The sequence below is a fragment of the Sphingobium sp. GW821-FHT02B05 genome, from assembly GCF_059421905.1.
In genome coordinates, this window is the sequence record NZ_JBWKVW010000003.1 from 162,565 (window position 1) to 183,625 (window position 21,061).

The window sequence follows — 21,061 nt, forward strand, 5'->3', positions numbered from 1 at the left end:
TTTCGGTACCAGGGCAGGACATTGGGTTTGAAAAGAGGTGAAGAGGCCTGGCTGAACCAGCCGCGCTCGCGACTGGCGTTGCCGCTGCTGGTCCTGGCGGCCTTGGCGTCTGCCGCCCTTGTCCTCTATGCCGTGGGCAGCTGGCCGCTGGCCGCGGGTTTCGGCGCGACCATCCTGACCGCCGCTGCGCTGCTGACCTGGTATCAGCATCTTTATCCGCCCCAGATATCCGACCGCGAAGCCACGCCCGACTGGACCGTCGCGCGTGCCGCTGCCGATGCGTCCAGCATGGCGATCGCCGTCACCGACCGGGCCGGCCGGCTGGTCTGCGCCAGCGACCTGTTCGGCGAATGGTTTCCCGGCTATCCGACGCCGCCCGCCATCACCACGGACGAAGCGCTGGCCGACGCGCTGGCCAAAGCCGCCCGCGCCGCCTGGCGCGATGGGGAGGCCAGGCATGAGGGCATGGCGCAGGGGGCGCTGCGCCTCGACATCGACATTGCCCGCACCGGCCGGTCGGAGGATTATCTGCTCTGGCGCTTCACCCCGGTGCGCCAGCCCAGCGCGCTGGACGACGTCAACCGCTTCCTGACGGGGGAGGCCGGACGCCAGCTGGGCGAAGCGGGCATCATGGCGGTGATGATCGGCGGGGAAGGGCGCATCCGTGCCGCCAATGGTGCCTTCCTGCTGCGCGCCGCGGGCCGCATCGACGCCAATATCAGCGGCCGGGATTTCGCGGCCCATATGCGCGTGGACGACAAGGGCCGGCTGTTCCTGGCGCGGGAGGAGCAGGGCGGCCTGCCGCTGCGCCTGCTCCAGGTGCCGCTGAAGCGCGCCGCCCAGCCCAACGGTGCGCAGGCTTCCATGCAGGACGGTCCGATGCTCCTCCTGCTGATCGACGAGCCTTCGGGCGGCGGCGGCACGTCGGCGCTCTCCTATATCGAAACCCTGCTCTCGCTGCTGCCCTTCGGCCTTGCCATGGCGGACCGGGACGGCCGCGTCCTCTTCCTCAACAACGCCTTTGCCCGCGTCGCCGGCCTGCGCGATGGCGAAAAGCCCAGCTATCCCGGCGACCTTGTCGTGCGGGAGGATCAGGCGGCGGTGGCCGACGCGGTGCGCCGCTTTGCCGTCGGCCCGCAAATGTCGGGCGACATCGCCGTGCGCATGCGGGGCAACCCCGACGATCCTATCGCGCTCAGCCTGGCGGGCGTGCGCGGCCTTGGCGAAGCGGCCGTCCTGCTCAGCCTCAAGGACAATAGCGAGGAAAGCAATCTCAAGCGGCAGGTGGCGCAGGCGACCAAGATGCAGGCGATCGGCCAGCTCGCCGGCGGCGTGGCGCATGACTTCAACAATATCCTGACCGCGATCATCGGCCATTGCGACCTGATGCTGATGCGCCACACGCCGGGCGACAGCGATTATGACGATATTCAGCAGATTAAATCGAACAGCAATCGCGCCGCGGGCCTCACCCGCCAGTTGCTCGCCTTCTCGCGCCAGCAGACGTTGCGCCCGCAAATCCTGCAACTGCCCGATATCGTGGCCGACGTTTCCACGCTGCTTAAGCGCCTGCTCGGCGAAAATGTGAAGCTGGACGTCACCCATGGCCGCAATCTGGGTGCGATCCGCGCCGATCCGGGCCAGCTGGAGCAGGTGGTCGTCAATCTGGCGGTCAACGCCCGCGACGCCATGCCCGAAGGCGGCACCGTCAATATCCAGACCTATGCCGTCCCCGCCATCAAGGTGCGGGAAATGCGCCAGCAGATCCTGCCCGCTGCCGACTATACCGCGCTGCGCGTGTCCGACACCGGCCTTGGCATCCCGCCGGACATTCTGGCAAAGATCTTCGAACCCTTCTTCACCACCAAGGAATTGGGCAAGGGCACCGGCCTTGGCCTGTCCACTGTCTATGGCATCGTGAAACAGTCGGGCGGCTATATCTTCGCCGAATCCGAACTGGGCCGGGGCGCCAGCTTCGTCATCTATCTGCCGGTCCATAGCGGCGCCGACCTCGAACAGGCCGTCGCGCCCAAGCCGGCCGTGCCGCGCGCCGAAACCTGGGGCACCGGCACCGTGCTGCTGGTGGAGGATGAGGATATGGTCCGCGCCGTTGCCGAACGGGCGCTGAGCCGCCAAGGCTACAAGGTGCTGACCGCCAATGACGGGGAACAGGGGCTCGAAGTGCTGAACGGCGCGGAGAAGATCGACCTTCTGATCTCCGACGTCGTCATGCCCAATATGGACGGTCCCGCCATGGTGGCCCAGGCCCGCCGCGCCTATCCCGACCTGCCGGTACTGTTCATGTCCGGCTATGCCGAAGAACAGCTGCGCAAGTCGATCGACATCGCCAATGTCGCCTTCCTGCCAAAGCCCTTCTCCGTCAACCAGCTCGCCGAAGCCGCCCGCGACGCATTGGCGACCCGCCCGGCGGAATAGCTATGCGCTGGATCAAGGTGAATATGCTGGGCAACGCCTCCATGATGCGGTAGCGATTCGGCTGCATCAACGTGGGATAAGCAGCATGTCGGACGCCAAAAGCATATTGATCGTCGAAGATGAGGCGATGATCGGCATGATGCTGGAGGATTATCTCGATGCGCTGGGCTATCGCCTGCATGCGGTCGCTGCCTCCGTCGATGAAGCCTGCGCGCATGCGCGCGAAGGCGGTTTCGACGCGGCGCTGGTGGATTGTAATTTGCAGGGCGAAAAAAGCTGGCCCGTGGCCGATATACTGGCGGAAGCGAACATCCCTTTCATCTTTGCAACAGGCGGCATGGCGGACGATCTGCCCGCCACCCATGCAGACCGGCCGACGCTGGCCAAGCCTTTCACCATCGGCGCCGTCGAACGTGCCCTTGGCAAGGTTCTGGGCGGCTAGGATCAGGGGCGCGGGAACAGGATAGGAAATTTCCGTTCCCCTCTTGTTCTTGTGGAACAAACAGGATACATCATCGTCCAGGCACACGGAACTTCCGCGTTCCGCTTGACAGAGGACTGGCCGATGACTGCACTGCTCTCACTCATCGATTCCAAGAAGACGGGAAACATGGACAGACAGAAAGCATTGGACGCGGCGCTCGCGCAGATCGACCGCGCCTTCGGCAAGGGCTCGGCGATGAAGCTGGGCAGCCGGGAGAAGCTGGAGATTGAATCCATCTCCACCGGCTCCATCGGCCTCGATATCGCGCTCGGCATCGGCGGCCTGCCCAAGGGGCGGATCATCGAAATCTATGGTCCGGAAAGCTCGGGCAAGACCACGTTGACCCTGCACGCCATCGCCGAAGCGCAAAAGGCGGGCGGTACGGCGGCCTTCGTGGACGCAGAACATGCGCTCGACCCGGCCTATGCCAAGAAGCTGGGCGTCGACATCGACGAACTGATCGTGTCGCAACCGGATACGGGCGAACAGGCGCTGGAAATCGTCGATACGCTGGTTCGCTCCAACGCCATCGATATCCTCGTGATCGACTCGGTCGCGGCGCTGGTGCCGCGCGCGGAAATCGAAGGCGAAATGGGCGACAGCCATGTGGGTCTTCAGGCGCGCCTGATGAGCCAGGCGCTGCGCAAGCTGACCGGCTCGATCTCGCGCTCCAAATGCATGGTGATCTTCATCAACCAGGTGCGCATGAAGATCGGCGTGATGTACGGTAACCCCGAAACCACGACCGGCGGCAACGCGCTCAAATTCTACGCCTCGGTCCGCCTCGACATCCGCCGCACCGGCCAGATCAAGGATCGCGACGATATCGTCGGTAACGCGACCCGTGTGAAGGTGGTGAAGAACAAGGTCGCCCCGCCCTTCAAGCAGGTCGAATTCGACATCATGTATGGCGAAGGCATCTCCAAGATCGGCGAAATGCTCGACCTGGGCGTCAAGGCCGGGATCGTCGAAAAGTCGGGCGCCTGGTTTTCCTATGACTCGGTCCGCATCGGGCAGGGTCGGGAAAATGCGAAAACCTATCTCAAGGAACATCCCGAACTGGCGGACAAGCTGGAACAGGCGATCCGCGGCAAGACCGAGGAAGTCGCCGAAGGCATGATGACCGGACCCGATGCGGAGGATGATGGCGAATAAGCCCTGACGATATGTCCGGCCGGATCAGTCGGATGATATCCTTGTGGCCACCGCCCGCCTTGCGCATCACGCACTGAAAAGGCCCGCCGCGTCTCCCACGCAGCGGGCCTTTTACCGTAGGGGTCGCTTATCGACGGGAAGAGGGAAAGCGACTTTCCGATAGGATCGGCGCGACGTAACAAAATGTCCGGATCTGCGGGAAATGTGCGAAGTTAAGCTGCACATATCCTGTTGCCGGCCGCGTCACCGGAACCGATCGGCAACTCCGGTGTAATCTGTTCTGGCAATCCGCTTGCAGCCTCTCGATGCTGCTCTTGGCGCGCTGATTCGGCCTGCCCCTCTCACATTGGAATCATCCCATGCGCGTCGCGATCGAAGCGATACTCGACTATCAATTTGCCGAACCCACAGACGTGCTTCTGGCCGTGGAAGCGGCGGCGGTACCCGACCAGCGCGTGGTGACCCAGTCGCACATCATCGACAATGCCGGACCGCTCACCAACAAGGTCGGCGGCAGCGGCATCGGTCGTCGGACCTGGACCCGCACCGGCACCGGCCGCATGCTCAGCACCTACTGTTCGACGGTGGACATCGATCGCGCGCCGGTCTCCATCGCCAGCCTTCCCAAAAGCCCGCTGCCCAGCTTGCCGGAGGATGTCCTCCCCTTCATCTGGCCCAGCCGCTATTGCGAAGCGGACCGTTTCGGCAGCTTCGTCAGCGGCCATTTCGGCGATCTGGAGGGCGGCGCGCTGGTGCAGGCGCTGGTCGATTGGGTCCATGACAATCTCGTCTATGTGCCGGGCAGTTCCGACGGCACCACCACGGCCGCCGACACGTTCGTCGCGCAGCAGGGCGTCTGCCGCGACTATGCGCATCTGACCGCCGCGCTCATCCGTTCGCGCGACATTCCTGCCCGGCTCGTGTCGGTCTATGCGCTCGATCTCGATCCGCCGGATTTCCATGCCGTCGTCGAAGTCTGGCTCGACGGCGCCTGGCATCTGGTCGATGCCACCGGCCTGGCGCCTGTGGAAACCATGGTCCGCATCGCGGTCGGCCGCGACGCCACCGACATCGCCTTCATGACGATCTTCGGCGGCGCGACCATGAACGCCCAGTCGATCAGCGTGACGCGGGTCGCCGAATAGCTGATCGGCTGCTGGGTCAGATCAGAGGACGGGGGCTGGCCCCCGCCTGGGCCGGCAAGGCTTGACAAGGATCAGGCGCAGGACGCCCAGGGCTGATCCCCTTCCCCCTCAATAATCCTTCGAATAGCGCAGGTTCGCCGACGACCCGGCATTGGTGCCGGTCTTCGACAACAGGCTGAGCGTCTTGGACAGGGCGATCTCCAGCTGGGTGGCGGTAAAGCCCTTCGAGTCGGTAATCACCTCCACATAGATATTGTTGGAGATGTGCTGCCCGACTGCCAGCGACGTGCCGCGCCCGGTCGTATCGTCGCCACCCACGATGCCGATCCGATCCAGGCCCGATGCGCCCTGCAACTTGCCCATCGGGTTGAGGCCGCCGCTCCCACCGCGCAGGCCATTCAGCGCCGCGGCAAGCTGCACCGCCTGCATCGGCGACAGGTTGGCGACATTATCGCCGAACAATATGCGCGACAGGATCTCGTCCTGGGGCAGGGTCGGCGTGGAGATGAAGGCGATATCGGGCTGCTGCGCTGATCCCGTCACCTGGATGCCCGCCGTCACCGTATCGATCCGCGTCTGCGCCTTGATTTGTAGGATCGGGTTCAGCATCGGCCCGTTGAAGGTGATGACGCCCTGCTCTAGGTCGAACTGATGGCCCGAAAAGCTATAGCGCCCGCGTAGCGATTCGATCTTGCCGACCACGCGCGGATTGGCGGTCGTGCCGGTCACCCGCATGTTGGTTTTCCACTCGCTATCCAGCCCCATGCCGGTCACGTAAATCTCGTTGTCGGCCCGTACCCGGATATCCAGCTTCCAGTCGGCCGGCTTGGCCGCCGCCTTGCGCGCGGCGAGTCGCTGGTCGAGTGCGTCGCCGCCTTCGCCCTTGCGTCGCACGCCCGTCAGCTGTCGGATCTCGGTGCCGCCCTGCCACGCGACGCGATAGCGCGTCTCCGGCAGGTTCAGGTCGCCCTTGATCAATCCGCCATTGGCCGCGCTGTTGCTGATGTTCAGCGTCCCGCTGACCACGCTGGTGATCGCTTCGCTCCGCGCCAGCCGCGCCCGATTGAGCTTCACTGCGATGTCCATCGGGAATCCGGCGTCCGCCGCCAGCCCGACATTGCCCGACGCCTGCACCGTGCCATCGCCGGCCCGTCCGGAAAAGTCGCGTATCTCCAGATGATCGTTGGTGAAGCGGCCATCCAGCTTCATCTGGGTGACGCGCGTGCCGAACGTCTCATTCTCATAGGTCAGCGCATTGGCGCGCACGACGCCATTGAGGCGCGGGTCGGCCAGCCGGCCGCTGAAATCGGCCGCGACGGCAAGGCCCCCGGTCAGTTGCTGATCGGCCAGCCCCGCAAAGGAGAATAGCACGTCGGCCGGCCCGGCATAGCGGATGCCACCGCCCAGCGGTGCATTCTGCAACTGCTCGGCCCAACTTGCGCCCGCGCCCGGCGGTGCCAGCGTGGCGGTAAAGCGGCCCAGCGTACTGCTGCCCTCGCGGATCAGCCCGCGCAGGTCGCCGCCGGCCGATGAGAGCTTGCCCTCGATGTTCATCGACACCGGATCGGACACGGCGGTCAGGCTGGACCGGCGGAAATCGTTGATGGCAAGGCGCGTCGTCGCGGTCGGGAAGGCGCTGCCCTTTTGCGCATAATCCAGCGTCCCGGTCATCCGGCCGCCAATGCCCATGCCCGGCGCCATCATGTTGACGATGGCGAGATCGAAATCCTTGAACCGCGCCTGCGCGCTCGTCATGTCGCCGAAGCGACCGGCCAGATCGACCTTGCCCTGCGGCAGCACCAAAGTCACCGGCTCCAGCCGATAGCCGCCCGGCTCTGTACGGATGATCGCCGGCTGCGCCAGCTTGAAATCGACATTGGCCGCCTTGCCTTGCAACACCACGGCATAGAGGTCGGGGCGCAGCGCAGCATTGACCGCGAGCGAGAAGGGCACGCCGCTCGACCCGTCGGCGACCAGCTGCGCGCGCCCACGCCCGCCCTGATAATCGACCCGCGCCCGCGCCTTGCGCACGACATAGGCGCCATAGGCGGCGTTGGCCAGCTGCGCGTCCGCCTTGATCTGCGGCTGGTCGGTCAGCAGGATGGAGGCGGTCACGATCGCCCGGCCGATCACGACGTCGGCCTCGCCCGGCAATTTGGCGTTGCTGGCGGTGGCGTTGACGTCCACGCCCTGCACCTTGCCCACCGCCGCCAGCCTGACCGCGCCATTGATGCCGGAGCCGTTGAGTGCCAGCTGCCCAGTGAAAGGCCCGGCGGCGCTCTGCTGGATGCGGCCGTTCATGTCGACCCCGGCAAAGCGCGCCCTGGTGACGTCGATGGTCAATGGCCCCTGCGCCGTGCGAATGAGGACATTGGCGAAGAAGGGGCCATAGGGCGATCCGCCGGTCGCTTCGAGCCTGTAACCGGCCGCCTCGCCATTCAGCTTGGCGACCACATCGGTCAGTTGCACGCCGACATTGGGCCGCGCCGCGCGCAGTACCGCCTGAGGCCGCTCCATCGTTCCGCGCACCGTCAGCGCCAGCGGGCCATATTGTTTCGACGAAGCCGTGGCGTCGAACGCGACCTGCCCGTCCGTGTCATAGCTGCCGGACCCCGTATGGATGGTGAAGTTGGGCGCCGCGCCCTTCAGGCCCGCGAGCGTGAACTTGCCTTCCGGCGTCATGCCGATCCGGCCGGACATGACCGCATTGCCGCCCAGGAAATCGCGTACCGACGCATTTTCCCAGCGCGCGGTCCGCACGCCGAACCGCCCGCCCAGTCCGAAACCGCCCTTGGGTCCGGGGATCAGCTCGACGTCGGTGTTCAGGTTGACGATTCCGACGCCGTCGATCTTGTAGTCATTGACCCGGCCCTTGAGCGCGCCGCGATAGATGGCGTTGTCCAGATCGGCCAGCACGATCGCGGTGGCATCCACCTTGTCGCTGTCGATCTTGAGATTGTCGCTGATCAGCTTGCCCGCCGCATAGGCAAAGTCGCCCTTTACGCGCAGGTTCTGGAGCAAGCCGCCCGCCGCCGCGTTCAGGCCCGTCACGCGGGTCGCCGTGGCATTGACCGGAATGCGGATGCGATCCGCGTCGATCACCGCCCGGCCGCTGGCCTTCAGATTCTCGATGCCGGTCGCGTCGAAAGCGATGGTCTTGGCCGTAATGTCATAGTCGATGAACGGCGTCGCCATCGGCCCGTCCAGGATGATGGACGCGCGGACATCGCGCCCTTTCACCTTGTCCATGATCGCGCCGGGGGTCAGCAGCGCCGCGTTGATCTTGAGCGCACTGAACTGGCTCTTGCTGAGGTCGATCAGGCCCTGCGCGTCGGCGCTCATCGCTGGCGACCGCAGCGTCCCCTTGATGTTCACCCGCCGCTCGTTCAGCCCTGCGAACAGGTCGACGTCCAGTTGCGGCGCGGTCAGCCGATCCACGGTGCCGGCAAAGACCAGGCCCGGCCGTACTGGTCCCTTGGCGGTGAAATTGCCGTCGCGCGCCGCCAGCATGATGTTCGCCAGCTCACCCTTGGGGGAGGTTGCGACGATCCGGCCGTCCCACGCCTGCCAGGTGCCCTTGCCATCCAGTGTCGCGGTCATGCCGTCGGTCAGGCCGGACATGGCGGCGATCACGCCGCCCTTGGGCGCGGTCAGCGTGCCGCTCATGGAAAGGCGATTCTGCTCCGGCACCGCGTCCAGCTTCGCCTGCAACCGGTCGCCGCTATCGACGATCGCGTCGGCGGACAGGATGGCGCGACCGTCCGAAATATGGGTGACGCCGTCGATCGCAATCTCGCGCTTCTGGCCGATCACCGGCTTGGCTAGCACGAACTTGCCGATCTTCATCCGATCGACGTCGATGTCCAGGTCCGGCAGGATCGGCGCGTTGGGATCGCTCTCCACGACGTTGAACTGCGGGCTGCGCGCCAGAACGACCAGCGGCGTTTCCAGCAGGCTGACCGAAATATGGTTGTTGATGTAGCGGAACGGGCGCCAGATCACATGCACCTTGGGGCTGACTGCGAACACGCCCTTGGGGTCGCGCAGCACCAGGTCATGGATGGTCATGTCGCTATAGATCGACCCGTCGATCCGGCCGACCTCGATCTTCATGCCGGATTCCATCTGAAGCGCGGCGATCTGCTGGATCAGGAATTTCTTGCCCGGCTGGGTATTGAGGCCGAGCAGCAGGCCGGCGACCAGAACCACCAGAGCCACGACCAGACCGACCGCGCCGATCGCGATCTTCTGCCACAATGGCCGCTTTTCGCGGATGACCACGGTTTCGGTCGCTTGCGCCGCCGGGGTGGGGGTGTCGTCTTGCGCCATCAGAAGGCTTGTCCAATGCCAATATAGAGGGCGAATTTGGATTCACCGGGCTGCCGGTTGATCGGCATGGCGATGTCAGCGCGGAACGGACCGAAATTGGTATAGAAACGGCCGCCTATGCCGACGCCATAGCGCATATCATCGAATTTGGGCATGGAGCTTTCATAGACCTGACCCGCATCGACAAAGGCCACGACGCCATAATTGCCGAAGCGATAGCGGCCCTCGACCGCAAATTCATTGACGGACCGGCCGCCGACCGGATCGTTGTTCGCGTCCTTCGGCCCCAGTTCCTGATAACCAAAGCCACGGACCGATCCGCCGCCACCGGCATAGATGCGCCTGGACGGTGCGACATCCGCGCGGCTGACGCCGCTGATGGTGCCGACCTTCGCCCGGCCCGCAATGACCAGGCTGTCCGATACCGGATAATAGCCGGTCAGGTCGAAACTGGCGCGCAGATAGGGGGAGAAATTGCCCTGTAGCGACCCTTCGGGTTCGGCGCGCAGATTGGCGCGGAAGCCCTTGGTCGGGTTCAGCAAATCGTTCGACCGGTCGTAGCCGACCTGCACCGGCAGGCCGCCGATGAAATAGGTGCGCCGCGTCTTGTCCGCCGTCAGCAGGTTGGTCACGACCTGCTCGTTGGTCAGCAGGACTTCCGCGCCATAGCTGTAGGTCCAGCGCTTCTGGAAGATCGGCGTCGATTGCCGCGACCAGCCGACATTCAGGCCGGCGGTAAACGCTTCATAGGCATCATAATCCTGGTGATTGAGCGTGATGCCGGTCTGGAACGTCTTGTCCCGCTTGCCGGCATTGGACCGGCGGAAGGTTGCGGACGCCCCCTGTTCCTGCGTCCCCGCGATCGCGCCCAAAATCAGCGCGCCTTCGGGCCGGAACATGTTGCGGTGGGTCCATGTCCCCTCCGCGCGGAATCCTTGCCCCGTGCCATAGCCTGCTTCGCCCGCCAGCGTGCGCGGCGGCCCGGCTTCCTGCTCGACCATCAGGTCGACATATTCGGTCCCGTCCGGTCCCGCTTCCCCGGTCTGCACCGGCTCCACCGACACGCTGGAGAAAAGCGCGGTCGCCACCAATGCCTTGCGCAGGTCGTCGACCTTGCGGCTGTCATAGATCTGGCCCGGCTTGTATCGCTTGATGACCTCCATATGGTCCGCGCCGAAGGCCTGCTTGTCGCCCGACGTCACGATCTTGCGGAACGTGCCGCGCGGGCCGACCGCCACGGGCAGCGTATAGTCGCCCGTCACCGTCGCGGGATCGAGCAATATGTCGCGTTCGCCAACCTTGGCGAAGGGATAGCCATTTTCGGGCAGCTTGAGCGCCACATTGGCTTCCGCGCTTTCCACCAGAGCCGCGACGATGAAATCGCCGCTCTTCAACGGCAGGCTCTCGCGCACCAGCTCTGGCGGCACGGTCTGGTCGGCGGTGATGACGATAGCGCCGATCTTGTACCGCTTGCCCGGCGTCACCGAAATGACGGCCTTCAGCGTGCCGTCGCCCGCCTGATCCAGGCTGGCGAGCGCGGTCGCGTCATAATAGCCCTCGGAATAGAGCAGGCGCGTCGCCAGCTTCTCATCCTCCTGCGCGCGGGCCTGCACCATGGCGGCGGTGTCCGCCTTGCCCTTGCCATCGATCAGCGCGGATGCGCCGCGGAACTCATCCTCCAGTCCCGTCTTGCCGAACCCCTCGATGCTGGTGGCATAGCGCACGTCGGGCAGCTTGGCATTGGGGTCTTCATCGGCCGCGACATTGGCCGGCACGGTCACGCTATCCAGAGATGGCAGCGGCTGGGCCAGTTCCCGTTCCTCGGCCGGATCGGCTGCCGGAGGCAACTCGGTGGGGGCGGTCGATGGCTGTGGCATCTGCTGGTCGATCCAGCTGTCGATCGAGGGCAGCGGCGCGTTGGGATCGGTCGCCTGACCCCCTGCTGGACTGGTGCCCGGCACTTTTGGCAGGCGCGCCTCGAACTGGTCGTCGGGCAGGATCGGCTCTTCGGCTTCGTTCTGCACGGTATCCGCCGGCGGCGTCGCGCTTTGCGCCATCAACGGCAGCGGCGACGCCGTCATCAGCGCCACGGCCAATATGTGCCGGACATGATAAGCCTGCCGTCCTGTCATGGAAATCGCGATGCCCCTTTCGCGCAGGGCATTCTAAAAGCCCGGCAAAGAGGCAATACGCCCAAAGGGTTGCGACGGTTCCGTTCGCGACATGATTTGCCGTGCTTCCCTCATGGCATCGCGCGGTCTAGAGCCGGTGCATGACATTTGCGCTCAATATTTCCCGCTCCCTGTCCGGCCAGCCCTGGCGCTGGCGGGGTGGCAATGCCGATGCCCGCGATCCTTCATACCTGCCCGACGATCTGGTGACGCAATTGCTGCTGGCGCGCGGTTGCCCGCGCGACGCGGTTGAGGCGCACCGCAACCCCACCATCCGGGCCTTCATGCCCGACCCCAGCCTGTTCCGGGACATGGATGCAGCGGCAGAACGGATCGCCGATGCTGTCCAGGCCCAGGAGGATGTGCGCATCTTCGGCGACTATGACGTCGATGGCGCCACCAGCGCGGCGCTGCTCATCCGGCTGCTGCGCGACCTTGGCTTGCATGCCAAACCCTATATCCCCGACCGGTTGATGGAGGGCTATGGCCCATCGGGCGAGGCGCTGGTGCGGCTGGCGGGGGAGGGCGCGACCCTGATCGTCACCGTCGATTGCGGCGCACAGGCGTTCGAGGCGCTGTCGATGGCCAGGGCGACCGGCGTGGACGTCGTCGTGGTCGATCATCACAAATGCGCGACCCAGCTGCCCGAAGCCTTCGCGCTGGTGAACCCCAACCGGCTGGACGAACATCCCGATGCCGCCGTCCACGGCCATCTGGCCGCGGTCGGGGTCGCCTTCCTGCTGGGCGCGCGGCTCTTGAAGGCACTCGACGCGCGCGGCTGGTTCGCCAGCCGGGCCAAGCCCAATATATTGGACCTGCTCGACATCGTCGCACTGGGAACGGTGGCGGATGTGGCGCAACTGCGCGGCCTCAACCGCGCCTTCGTGGCGCAGGGGCTGAAGGTCATGGCGAAGCGGCATAATGTCGGCCTGGCCGCGCTGATTGACGCCAGCCGCCTGACCCGCGCGCCGCTCTGCCATGACCTCGGCTTCGCACTTGGCCCGCGCATCAATGCCGGGGGGCGTGTGGGACAGGCGGATCTGGGCGTCCGTTTGTTGACGACACAAGATCCCGACGAGGCCGCCCGCATCGCCGCCCAGCTCGATCATTATAATGAAGAACGCCGCGCCATCGAATCGACGGTGCAGGAACAGGCGGAGGAATTGCTCGCCGCGCAGGGCAACCGCGCCGTTGCCGTCATATCGGGGCAGGGCTGGCACCCCGGCGTCATCGGCATCGTGGCGGGGCGCATCAAGGAAAAGGCCGGCCGCCCCGCCATCGTCATCGCCGTGGACGACGATGGCGTGGGCAAGGGATCGGGCCGATCCATTTCCGGCGTGGATTTGGGCGCGGCGGTGCTGGCGGCCAAGGATAGCGGCCTGCTGGTCGCAGGTGGCGGCCATGCCATGGCGGCGGGCCTGACCGTCATGGCCGACCGGATCGACGCGCTCGCCGACTATCTGGACGACCGCCTGTCCGCCGCCGTCAGCCGGGCGCGGGACGATCGCGCGCTGCTGATCGACGCGGTGCTGGCGCCCGCCGGCGTCAACCCGGATTTCGTCGCCGCGATCGAACAGGGCGGCCCCTATGGCGCCGGCTGGCCAGCGCCGCTGATCGCCGCCGGCCCCATGCGGGTGGTAAAGGCCGATGTGGTGGGCAACGGCCATTTGCGGGCCGTCATGGCCGGGATGGACGGCCGCTCGATCAAGACCATCGCCTTTCGCAAGGCGGAAAGCGACATGGGGCAGGCGATCCTGGCTGCGCCCTATGACCGCAAATTATGGGTCGCGGGCAAGGCGAAGATCGACGACTGGGGCAGCCGTCCGGCCGCCGAACTGCATCTGGAGGATGCCGCCTGGGCCGATTGAAAAAGATTGCATTTTTCTTGCGCAAAGGGGGTTGACCGTTTCGCCGTCCCCGCCTAATTGCGCCTTCGCTTCGCAGCGCTGGCCACTCAGCGCAGCATGAGGTCCCATCGTCTAACGGTTAGGACACTGCCCTTTCACGGCAGCGATACGGGTTCGAATCCCGTTGGGATCACCACCCTTGCTATGGCAAGGGGCTTCCGACCTTTCAGCCTATATGGGGCAATGCGCCTCGGTTGCGCAGCGGTTGCGCGCTCTGTAGGGCTGCGCCGATGTCGTTTCTTTTGCGTCTGCTCTGCCTGCTGGTCGGCCTTGCGCCTGCCATGGCGTTCGCCCTTCCCGCCAACCGGCCCACGCCCGGCTTCACCCGCGTCGCGATCGAAACCTCGGTCGGCACGATCATCGTTGCGGTGGACCAGAAGCGGGCGCCGCGCACCTCGGCCAATTTCCTGACCTATGTCGATGACGGCCGTTTCGACGGCGTGACCTTTTATCGCGCGGCGCGGCGCAAGAGCGATCCGAAATATGGTCTGATCCAGGGCGGCATCGACACTGATGCCCGCCGCTCGCTCCCGCCCATCCCGCACGAGCCGACCACGCAGACCGGCATCCTGCATCTCGACGCCACCCTGTCCATGGCGCGGCCCAACCGGCCCAACTCGGCGATGGGCAACTTCTTCATCACCATCGGCGCCACGCCCAACATGGATGCGCGCGGCGCCTATATCGGCTATGCCGCCTTTGGCCATGTGGTGGGCGGCATGGATGTCGTGCGCAAGATACTGGCCGTGCCCACCTGCTGCGGGTCCGGGCCGATGCGCGGGCAGATGATCGTCAAGCCCATCACCATAGTGCGTGCGCGCCGGCTGGACGGCACGCCCAAACCCTCGCGCGGGGTCAAGCCCTGGCTGATCGGCCTTCATCGCAAGCCGGCGAGGTAACTTGGCGCGCCGGCTGCGACAGCGCGTTGGACAGCCCTATGCGAACGCCGCCTGCTCGCGCACCCATTTGCGGCCGCCCTCGCGCGGCGGGCGTGCCTGGATCTTTTTCCAGGCCTGTTCATGGAAGAAGAAGGCGACGGCGTTAATGACTGGCTCGACCAGGGCGATGCCCCCGGCCAGCGCGACCGATCCGGTCATCAGATAGGCGACGGTAAAGCCTACCGTCAGGTGGATGGTCAGATAGGTACCAGTCTTGATGAGGTCGAGTGACATGCGGCGTCTCCTTGCTCGCTATAATTAAGATTCGTTCTCAATAACGGCCAACGGCTTTTTCCACTGGCTCTGATCGGCCCGCACGATCAGGATGTAGGTCATAAGGAGAGCATCCATGGCAGGACGGATCAGGGTGGGCATTGGCGGCTGGGTCTATGAGCCGTGGCGCGGCAGCTTCTACCCGCAAGGGCTGCGGCAGAAGGACGAGCTGGCCTATGTCGGCACCCATCTGACCGCGACGGAAATCAACGCGACTTATTACAGCAGCCAGAAACCGGCGACCTTCGCCGGTTGGGCCAGGGCGGTGCCGGACGGTTTCCGGTTCGCGGTCAAGGCATCGCGCTATTGCACCAATCGCAGAATCCTGGGGGAAGCCGGCGATTCGATCGCGAAATTCACGCATCAGGGGATCGCAGAGCTGGGCGACCGACTTGGCCTGGTCCTGTGGCAGTTCATGCCCACGAAAAAATTCGACGCGGATGATTTCGGCGCCTTCCTCGCATTGCTTCCGTCCAGCGTCGATGGCGTGCCGCTGCGCCACGCGCTGGAGGTGCGGCACGAAAGCTTCGACGACCCCGCCTTCCTCGCCATGGCGCGGGATGCCGGGGCGGCGGTGGTGTTTGCCGATCATGACGATTACCCCGCCATCACCGGCCATGATGTCGGTTTCTCCTACATGCGACTGATGCGCGCGCAGGCGATAGAGCCGACCGGCTACGCCCCCGCCGACATCGCCCGCTGGGCCGATCGCGCGCAGCAGCAGGCGGCGCAGGGCGACGTGTTCGCCTTCTTCATCAGCGGGGCCAAGGAACGCAACCCCGCCGCCGCACAGGCGATGATCGTGGCTTTGGGGTAACATCCCTGTTGCTCTGTTGCGTTTGATGCAATCGGAATGTCGCGCTTTGCGATTGTTACAAGAATATGACGGGCGTAGTGGCCCGCATCCCCGAAGGTCGGGGATTGATTCTTGCAACTATGGAGCAAAAAATGCGTCAGATGTTTCAGGGTACTGTGCTAGCCGTTGCGGTCGGGGTGCAGATACTGACTTTCTATTCGGTGCTTTATGCCTGATCGCGTATCTATCGCGATATTTATCCTGAGTGATCGGGATGCAAAAAGGCCGCTCCTGCGATAAGCAGGGCGGCCTTTTTACTTGATGGTTATTGTGGCGGTTCTGATCCGGTATCAACCTTCCGCCAGCCAGCCGGCGAGCAGATAGGCCACGACGCCGATCGGCCCCAGCGCACAAAGCGTCAGCAGCACCAGCGCGACGCGAAGGATGGTGACGTCCAGACCGGTACGGTTGGCGATCCCGGCGCACACGCCCATGATCTTGCCGTTGCGACGGTCGAGTGTGAAGCTGTTGTGCATGATTCTGGCTTTCCGATGATAATATATGGATGGGGCGATCAGGCGATCGGCGAGACGGGAACGGCGGCGCTGACGAACAGGCCGGCGACGATGAAGGCGCTGGCGAGGGCGAAGGCGGCGTTCTGGATCTTGGCGATGGACATGGTGGATACTCCCTGTTGTGTATCGGCCGACCAATCGGCCTTGATGCCAACGGACATTGCAGAGGCCATGCCAAATTGCGTTTTTGGCGGGAATGCGCGGGTTTTTCGATGATGTGGGATCGGTGGCAGTGGGGAAATATCCAGCTCTTGGGAAATTTCACCGCAACATGGTGCAAATGGCGTGATGGCCGGCGATGATCGATAATCTGTTGTTCGTCTATGGCACGCTGCGCGCCGGTTTCGACGGGCCGATGGCGCGGCGCCTGCGGGCGGAGGCGCGCCCTGTGGGGCCGGCACAGGCCGCAGGCATGCTGTACCGCCTGGCCGGCTATCCCGGCTTCGTACCGGGCGAAGGGGGGCATGTAGTGGGCGACCTGATGGCGTTGACCCACGCCGACGCCACGCTTGCCTGGCTCGATGCCTATGAAGAATGCGCGGCGGACAGTCCGACGCCGCATGAATATCGCCGGTCGCGGATGATGGTGGAGGGGCCGGACGGCTTGGTCGCGGCATGGGTCTATATCTATGCGCGCGATCCGTCCGGCCTGCCGGTCATTGCCGGCGGCGATTTCCTGGCCGCTGTCTAGAGTACTTTCTGCGTCAGGTCCGACGCAGGACGCGCGCTCCAGTCTTCTGCTCTAGAGCGTTTTCCAAGCAGGTGGAATCACCTGCTGACTCGGAAAACGCGGCAAACTAAAGACTTAGAGCAGCCGGGCCGATGCAATCGGATCGGAAACTGCTCTATGACGCCATGGATCGAGGCGGGTTGCGCAACGTGCTCACGTCGATCGCGCCGGCGAATTCCACGCCCATGCGGTCGTCCTTGGACCATTTGCTGGTCGCGTTGACGAACTGGTTGTCGGCCAGCTCGATCGCGAACAATGTGCCGACCGGCACGTTCCACAATCCTTCGATCAGCGCGCCGGTGGCGGATATGTTGCGGACGCGGCCGGTATAGACATGACCGTCATGATGGACGGCGATCGTGCGCAGCATCGTCTTGCGGTCGGGGCGGCTGGACTGGAAGCCGTTGGCGCTGGCCGCCGTACCGGCGCGGCTCTGGCTGGCCATCACCTCGGCCATCGGCATCGGCCGGCCGTAAATATAGCCCTGGATATGGCTGCAACCCAGCTGGCGGATCAGCGCCAGCTCATCCTGCGTCTCCGCCCCTTCGGCCGTGGTGTCCATGCCCAGCGCCTCGGCCAGGCTGACGATGGCCTTGATGATCGCGCTGTTGCGATTGCCCTTGATCGCGGCGCCGCGCACGAAGCTCTGGTCGATCTTGATCTTGTCGAACGGCGCTTTCTTCAGATAGCCCAGCGACGAATAGCCGGTGCCGAAATCGTCCAGCGCCAGCCGGACGCCGATCGCCTTCAACCGGTTGAACATCGCGTCCGTGCCATCGTCGTCGTTCAGGAAGACGCTTTCGGTGATCTCCAGCTCCAGCCGTTCGGGCGCCAGCTGCGACGCGGCGAGCGCGCTCATCACGGTGGAGGGGAAGCCGGGATTGGCAAACTGGGTCGGCGACACGTTGACCGCGACGCGGATGCCGTCCTGCCATTGCGCCGCATCGCGGCAGGCGGTGCGCATCACCCATTCGCCGATCTGGGCGATCAGGCCGCTATCTTCCGCAATGGGGATGAACAAGGCCGGCGAAATCGCGCCGCGTACCGGGTGGTTCCACCGCAGCAGCGCCTCATAGCCGGTAATCTGCTCGGTCTTGGACGACACGACCGGCTGGTAAACAAGGTGCAGGCCATCGTCGGTGAGGGCGCGGCGCAGTTCCTCTTCCAGCTGTCGACGATTTTCCGCGTCGGCATGCATGTCCGACGAATAGAAGCGATGAACGCCGCGTCCGTCGCCCTTGGCGGCATAAAGGGCCAGGTCCGCGTTGCGGATCAGCGCGTCGGCGGTCACGCCGTCCTGCGGGCAGACCGACAAGCCGATCGACACGCCGATCACGACGGCATTGCCTTCGACCGTATAGGGTTGCGACACGGCGCTGATGATCGCCTGGGACAGGTGGGCCAGCACCATATGGTCGTGGCGGCCGGGCAGCAATATCTTGAACTCGTCGCCGCCCTGGCGGCCCACCAGCCCCTTGTCGCCGACTGCGCGCTGGAGTCGCTGGCTGACCTGCCGCAGCAGGGCGTCGCCGGCGGGGTGGCCCAGCGTGTCGTTGACGCTCTTGAACCGGTCGAGGTCCAGCATCATCAGCGTACATTCGCCGGGTTTGCCATGGCGGTCGGCCACGGCCTGTTCCAGCGACCGCAGCATCTGGATGCGGTTGGCCAGGCCAGTGAGCGAATCGAACTGGGCCAGGCGAGTCACCTCCGCCTGGTTGCGGCGTGTTTCCGTAAGGTCGGTGCCCGACCCGCGAAAGCCGTGGAACTGACCATATTCGTTGAACACCGGCTGGCCGGAAATCGACCACCAGCGCTCTTCTTCCTTGGCCATGGCGGCGCAGACGGGAATGTCGGCAAAGCCGGTGCGGGCGGACAGGTGAAAGCCCAGCGTCCGCTCGCCATCGCCCTGCTTCTTGTCACCGGGTCGGACGATCTCGGTAATCGGCTTGCCGATCAGCGCCTCGGTCGACATCGGAAGGGACTGGGCCAGCGTGTCGCTGATATAGGTGAGGCACCCCTGGCGATCGGTTTCCCAGAACCAGCCGCGACCGGTGCGTTCATGTTCCTGCAACAACCGGTCGGAGCGTTGGGCGCGCAGATCCTGCTGGTGCCGGGCGATCGCCTGGTCGCGGTCGGCCGTCGCCTGCCGCAGCGTCGCCACCAGCATGACGATGACGCAACTGAGCAACAGGCCGATCTGGGCCATGCCCGCCTTTTCCACGACCGACACGAGCAGGGCGCCCAGGAAATAGCTGATGCCCAGCAGGCGTCGGTCGCCGAAGATGCACACGGCCAACAGCGCCACCGACAATTCGGGAACGGCCGCCAGGAACAGGGCGTCCGTCGCAGCCTTGGTTTCATAGCCAAGCCACAGGCTGAACGTCAGGCCGGACAGGAATACCATCGGCAGCATCATCCAGTTCTGGACATGCGGCATGCAGTGACGGAACCAGCCGCGGCGCGGCAACAGCATCAACGTGCCGTCGATGATCAGCATGGCGACCATCAGCGCGATCTGGAGCGGCTCGCCGGAATAGAAGGGCAGGTTGAGCAACGCGACCACGATGAACTTGGTCAGCACGATCAGCGGCCACAGCCGTGCGATGTGGAAAAAATTGCCCGAAATCCACGACGCCGACACCTCGGTGCCGCTCTCGGACAAGCCAAGCGCGACCATCAGGGTCATCGAACGGGACGGGTTATCGTTCAGGGATGCGCGCAGCAGGGACATGCCTCATGCCCTACCGCAAACTCCTTGCCAGAGGATTACTTCCGGCCCGTTTCGGTGCAGGCCCAAACCTGCACCAAAGGGCATGTGCAGCGGGAAAGCTGCACTGGCGGACATGTCAGACGCGCATCGGCATCAGCACATAGAGCGCCGGGCTGTCATCATTTTCGCGGATCAGCGTGGGCGCCGCCGCATCGGCCAGGTGCAGTTCGACCAGGTCGCTGTCGATCTGGCCCAATATGTCGAGCAGATAGCGCGCGTTGAAGCCGATATCGAAGCCTTCGCCCTGGAACGCGCCGGGCACTTCCTCGGCCGCCGTGCCATTTTCGGGGCTGGTGACGGACAGGGTGATCTTGTCCTTGTCCAAGCTCATCTTGACGGCGCGGGTCTTTTCCGTGGCGATGGTGGCGACGCGATCGACGCCGTCCTCGAAGCTGCGCGGGTCGATCTTGAGCAGCTTGTCGTTCGCGGTCGGAATGACGCGGCTATAATCGGGGAAGGTGCCGTCGATCAGCTTGCTGGTCAGGATCGCGCTGCCAAGGCCAAAGCGGATCTTGCTGGCCGACAAGGCGATGCCGACCGACCCTTCGACTTCGTCCAGCAGCTTGCGCAGTTCGCCGATGCATTTGCGCGGGATGATGATGCCCGGCATGCCTTCCGCGCCGTCCGGGCGGGTCACGGTGACGCGGGCCAGGCGGTGGCCGTCCGTCGCGGCCGCCTTCAGTACCGGCTGGTCGTCGTCGGTGACGTGGAAATAGATGCCGTTCAGATAATAGCGCGTCTCTTCGGTCGAAATGGCAAAGCGCGTCTTGTCGATGATCTGCTTCAATGTTTCGGCCGGCAGCTCGAACGTCGTGGGCAAATCGCCCTCGGCGATCACCGGGAAATCGTCGCGCGGCAGGGTCGACAGGTTGAAACGGGCACGGCCGGCCTGGATCAGCATCTTGCCCTCGGCTGCCTGGAGCGACACCTGGCTGCCTTCGGGCAGCTTGCGGGCGATATCGAACAATGTGTGGGCGGAAATGGTGGTCGCGCCGGCCTGTTCCACCTGCGCCGAAACGCTTTCGACGATCTGGAGGTCAAGGTCGGTCGCCATCAGCTTGATCGCGCCATCGGCGGACGCTTCGATCAGGACGTTGGACAGGATGGGAATGGTATTCCTGCGCTCTACCACCGACTGGACGTGGCTCAGGCTCTTGAGGAGCGTTGCGCGTTCGATGGTGGCCTTCATGTCCCTGTTCTGTCCGTTCTTTTTAAGCCAATAGCCGGGGGTTCGGTCGAATCCCGGCGACAATGATGGATGCTCCTTCATAGCCGCTGTAACGCCTCCTGCAAGGGTGGCATGCACGCTTTTACCCAGGCGGGGTTGCAAAAGGGGACGGCTTGGGCTTTGC

The 21,061-nt window shown here is 64.6% G+C and carries 14 protein-coding genes and 1 tRNA gene; 9 read left to right on the top strand and 6 right to left on the bottom strand.

Going from position 1 to position 21,061, the window contains the following annotated elements; translation table 11 throughout:
- The first annotated feature begins 27 nt into the window (after nucleotides 1-27).
- The 4 genes from AC07UX_RS13025 to AC07UX_RS13040 all read left to right on the top strand — a co-directional run bounded on the left by AC07UX_RS13025 (nucleotide 28) and on the right by AC07UX_RS13040 (nucleotide 5,220).
- On the top strand, nucleotides 28-2,436 hold the full coding sequence (locus tag AC07UX_RS13025) for a hybrid sensor histidine kinase/response regulator (protein ID WP_495192432.1): 2,409 nt from the start codon (nucleotides 28-30) through the stop codon (nucleotides 2,434-2,436).
- 85 nt (nucleotides 2,437-2,521) lie between these two features.
- Nucleotides 2,522-2,878: a response regulator gene (locus AC07UX_RS13030; RefSeq protein ID WP_495192433.1), complete on the top strand. Its 357-nt coding sequence runs from the start codon at nucleotides 2,522-2,524 to the stop codon at nucleotides 2,876-2,878.
- A gap of 123 nt (nucleotides 2,879-3,001) precedes the next feature.
- Nucleotides 3,002-4,075, top strand: coding sequence for a recombinase RecA (gene recA, locus AC07UX_RS13035; protein WP_495192434.1), 1,074 nt, complete (start codon nucleotides 3,002-3,004; stop codon nucleotides 4,073-4,075).
- A gap of 359 nt (nucleotides 4,076-4,434) precedes the next feature.
- On the top strand, nucleotides 4,435-5,220 hold the full coding sequence (locus AC07UX_RS13040; protein WP_495192435.1) for a transglutaminase-like domain-containing protein: 786 nt from the start codon (nucleotides 4,435-4,437) through the stop codon (nucleotides 5,218-5,220).
- A gap of 108 nt (nucleotides 5,221-5,328) precedes the next feature.
- Here the strand turns inward: AC07UX_RS13040 and AC07UX_RS13045 are convergent, their stop codons facing one another.
- Both AC07UX_RS13045 and AC07UX_RS13050 read right to left on the bottom strand, forming a co-directional pair.
- A complete protein-coding gene (locus tag AC07UX_RS13045) occupies nucleotides 5,329-9,549 on the bottom strand; it encodes a translocation/assembly module TamB domain-containing protein (RefSeq protein WP_495192436.1) in 4,221 nt (1,406 codons plus the stop codon).
- On the bottom strand, nucleotides 9,549-11,681 hold the full coding sequence (locus tag AC07UX_RS13050) for an autotransporter assembly complex protein TamA (protein WP_495192437.1): 2,133 nt from the start codon (nucleotides 11,679-11,681) through the stop codon (nucleotides 9,549-9,551). The genes AC07UX_RS13045 and AC07UX_RS13050 overlap by 1 nt, the downstream gene beginning before the upstream one ends.
- A 140-nt stretch (nucleotides 11,682-11,821) precedes the next feature.
- Between AC07UX_RS13050 and recJ the strand changes: the two genes are divergently transcribed.
- The 3 genes from recJ (at nucleotide 11,822) to AC07UX_RS13065 (ending at nucleotide 14,526) form a co-directional block, all read left to right on the top strand.
- A complete protein-coding gene (gene recJ / locus AC07UX_RS13055; protein WP_495192438.1) occupies nucleotides 11,822-13,588 on the top strand; it encodes a single-stranded-DNA-specific exonuclease RecJ in 1,767 nt (588 codons plus the stop codon).
- A 100-nt stretch (nucleotides 13,589-13,688) separates the two neighbouring features.
- Nucleotides 13,689-13,763 (top strand) — tRNA-Glu (locus AC07UX_RS13060).
- 94 nt (nucleotides 13,764-13,857) lie between these two features.
- Entirely contained in the window at nucleotides 13,858-14,526 is a 669-nt protein-coding gene (locus AC07UX_RS13065; RefSeq protein WP_495192439.1) for a peptidylprolyl isomerase, read from the top strand.
- Nucleotides 14,527-14,562: 36 nt separating this feature from the next.
- Here AC07UX_RS13065 and AC07UX_RS13070 read toward each other — a convergent pair whose 3' ends face one another.
- Entirely contained in the window at nucleotides 14,563-14,799 is a 237-nt protein-coding gene (locus AC07UX_RS13070) for a DUF2061 domain-containing protein (RefSeq protein WP_495192440.1), read from the bottom strand.
- Nucleotides 14,800-14,914: 115 nt separating this feature from the next.
- On the opposite strand from AC07UX_RS13070, the gene AC07UX_RS13075 reads away from it, so the two are divergent.
- On the top strand, nucleotides 14,915-15,655 hold the full coding sequence (locus AC07UX_RS13075; protein WP_495192441.1) for a DUF72 domain-containing protein: 741 nt from the start codon (nucleotides 14,915-14,917) through the stop codon (nucleotides 15,653-15,655).
- 329 nt (nucleotides 15,656-15,984) lie between these two features.
- Here the strand turns inward: AC07UX_RS13075 and AC07UX_RS13080 are convergent, their stop codons facing one another.
- The gene (locus AC07UX_RS13080) at nucleotides 15,985-16,170 is read right to left on the bottom strand and encodes a PspC domain-containing protein (RefSeq protein WP_495192442.1); all 186 of its coding nucleotides are present in this window, start codon (nucleotides 16,168-16,170) and stop codon (nucleotides 15,985-15,987) included.
- 337 nt (nucleotides 16,171-16,507) lie between these two features.
- Here AC07UX_RS13080 and AC07UX_RS13085 point away from each other — a divergent pair, with 337 nt between their 5' ends.
- Nucleotides 16,508-16,900, top strand: a complete 393-nt coding sequence (locus tag AC07UX_RS13085) for a gamma-glutamylcyclotransferase family protein (protein WP_495192443.1) — start codon at nucleotides 16,508-16,510, stop codon at nucleotides 16,898-16,900.
- 154 nt (nucleotides 16,901-17,054) lie between these two features.
- On the opposite strand, the gene AC07UX_RS13090 is transcribed toward AC07UX_RS13085, so the two are convergent.
- Together AC07UX_RS13090 and dnaN are read right to left on the bottom strand one after the other, a co-directional pair.
- Nucleotides 17,055-19,670, bottom strand: a complete 2,616-nt coding sequence (locus AC07UX_RS13090; protein WP_495192444.1) for an EAL domain-containing protein — start codon at nucleotides 19,668-19,670, stop codon at nucleotides 17,055-17,057.
- 115 nt (nucleotides 19,671-19,785) lie between these two features.
- Entirely contained in the window at nucleotides 19,786-20,898 is a 1,113-nt protein-coding gene (gene dnaN / locus AC07UX_RS13095; RefSeq protein ID WP_495192445.1) for a DNA polymerase III subunit beta, read from the bottom strand.
- Nucleotides 20,899-21,061: the final 163 nt, after the last annotated feature.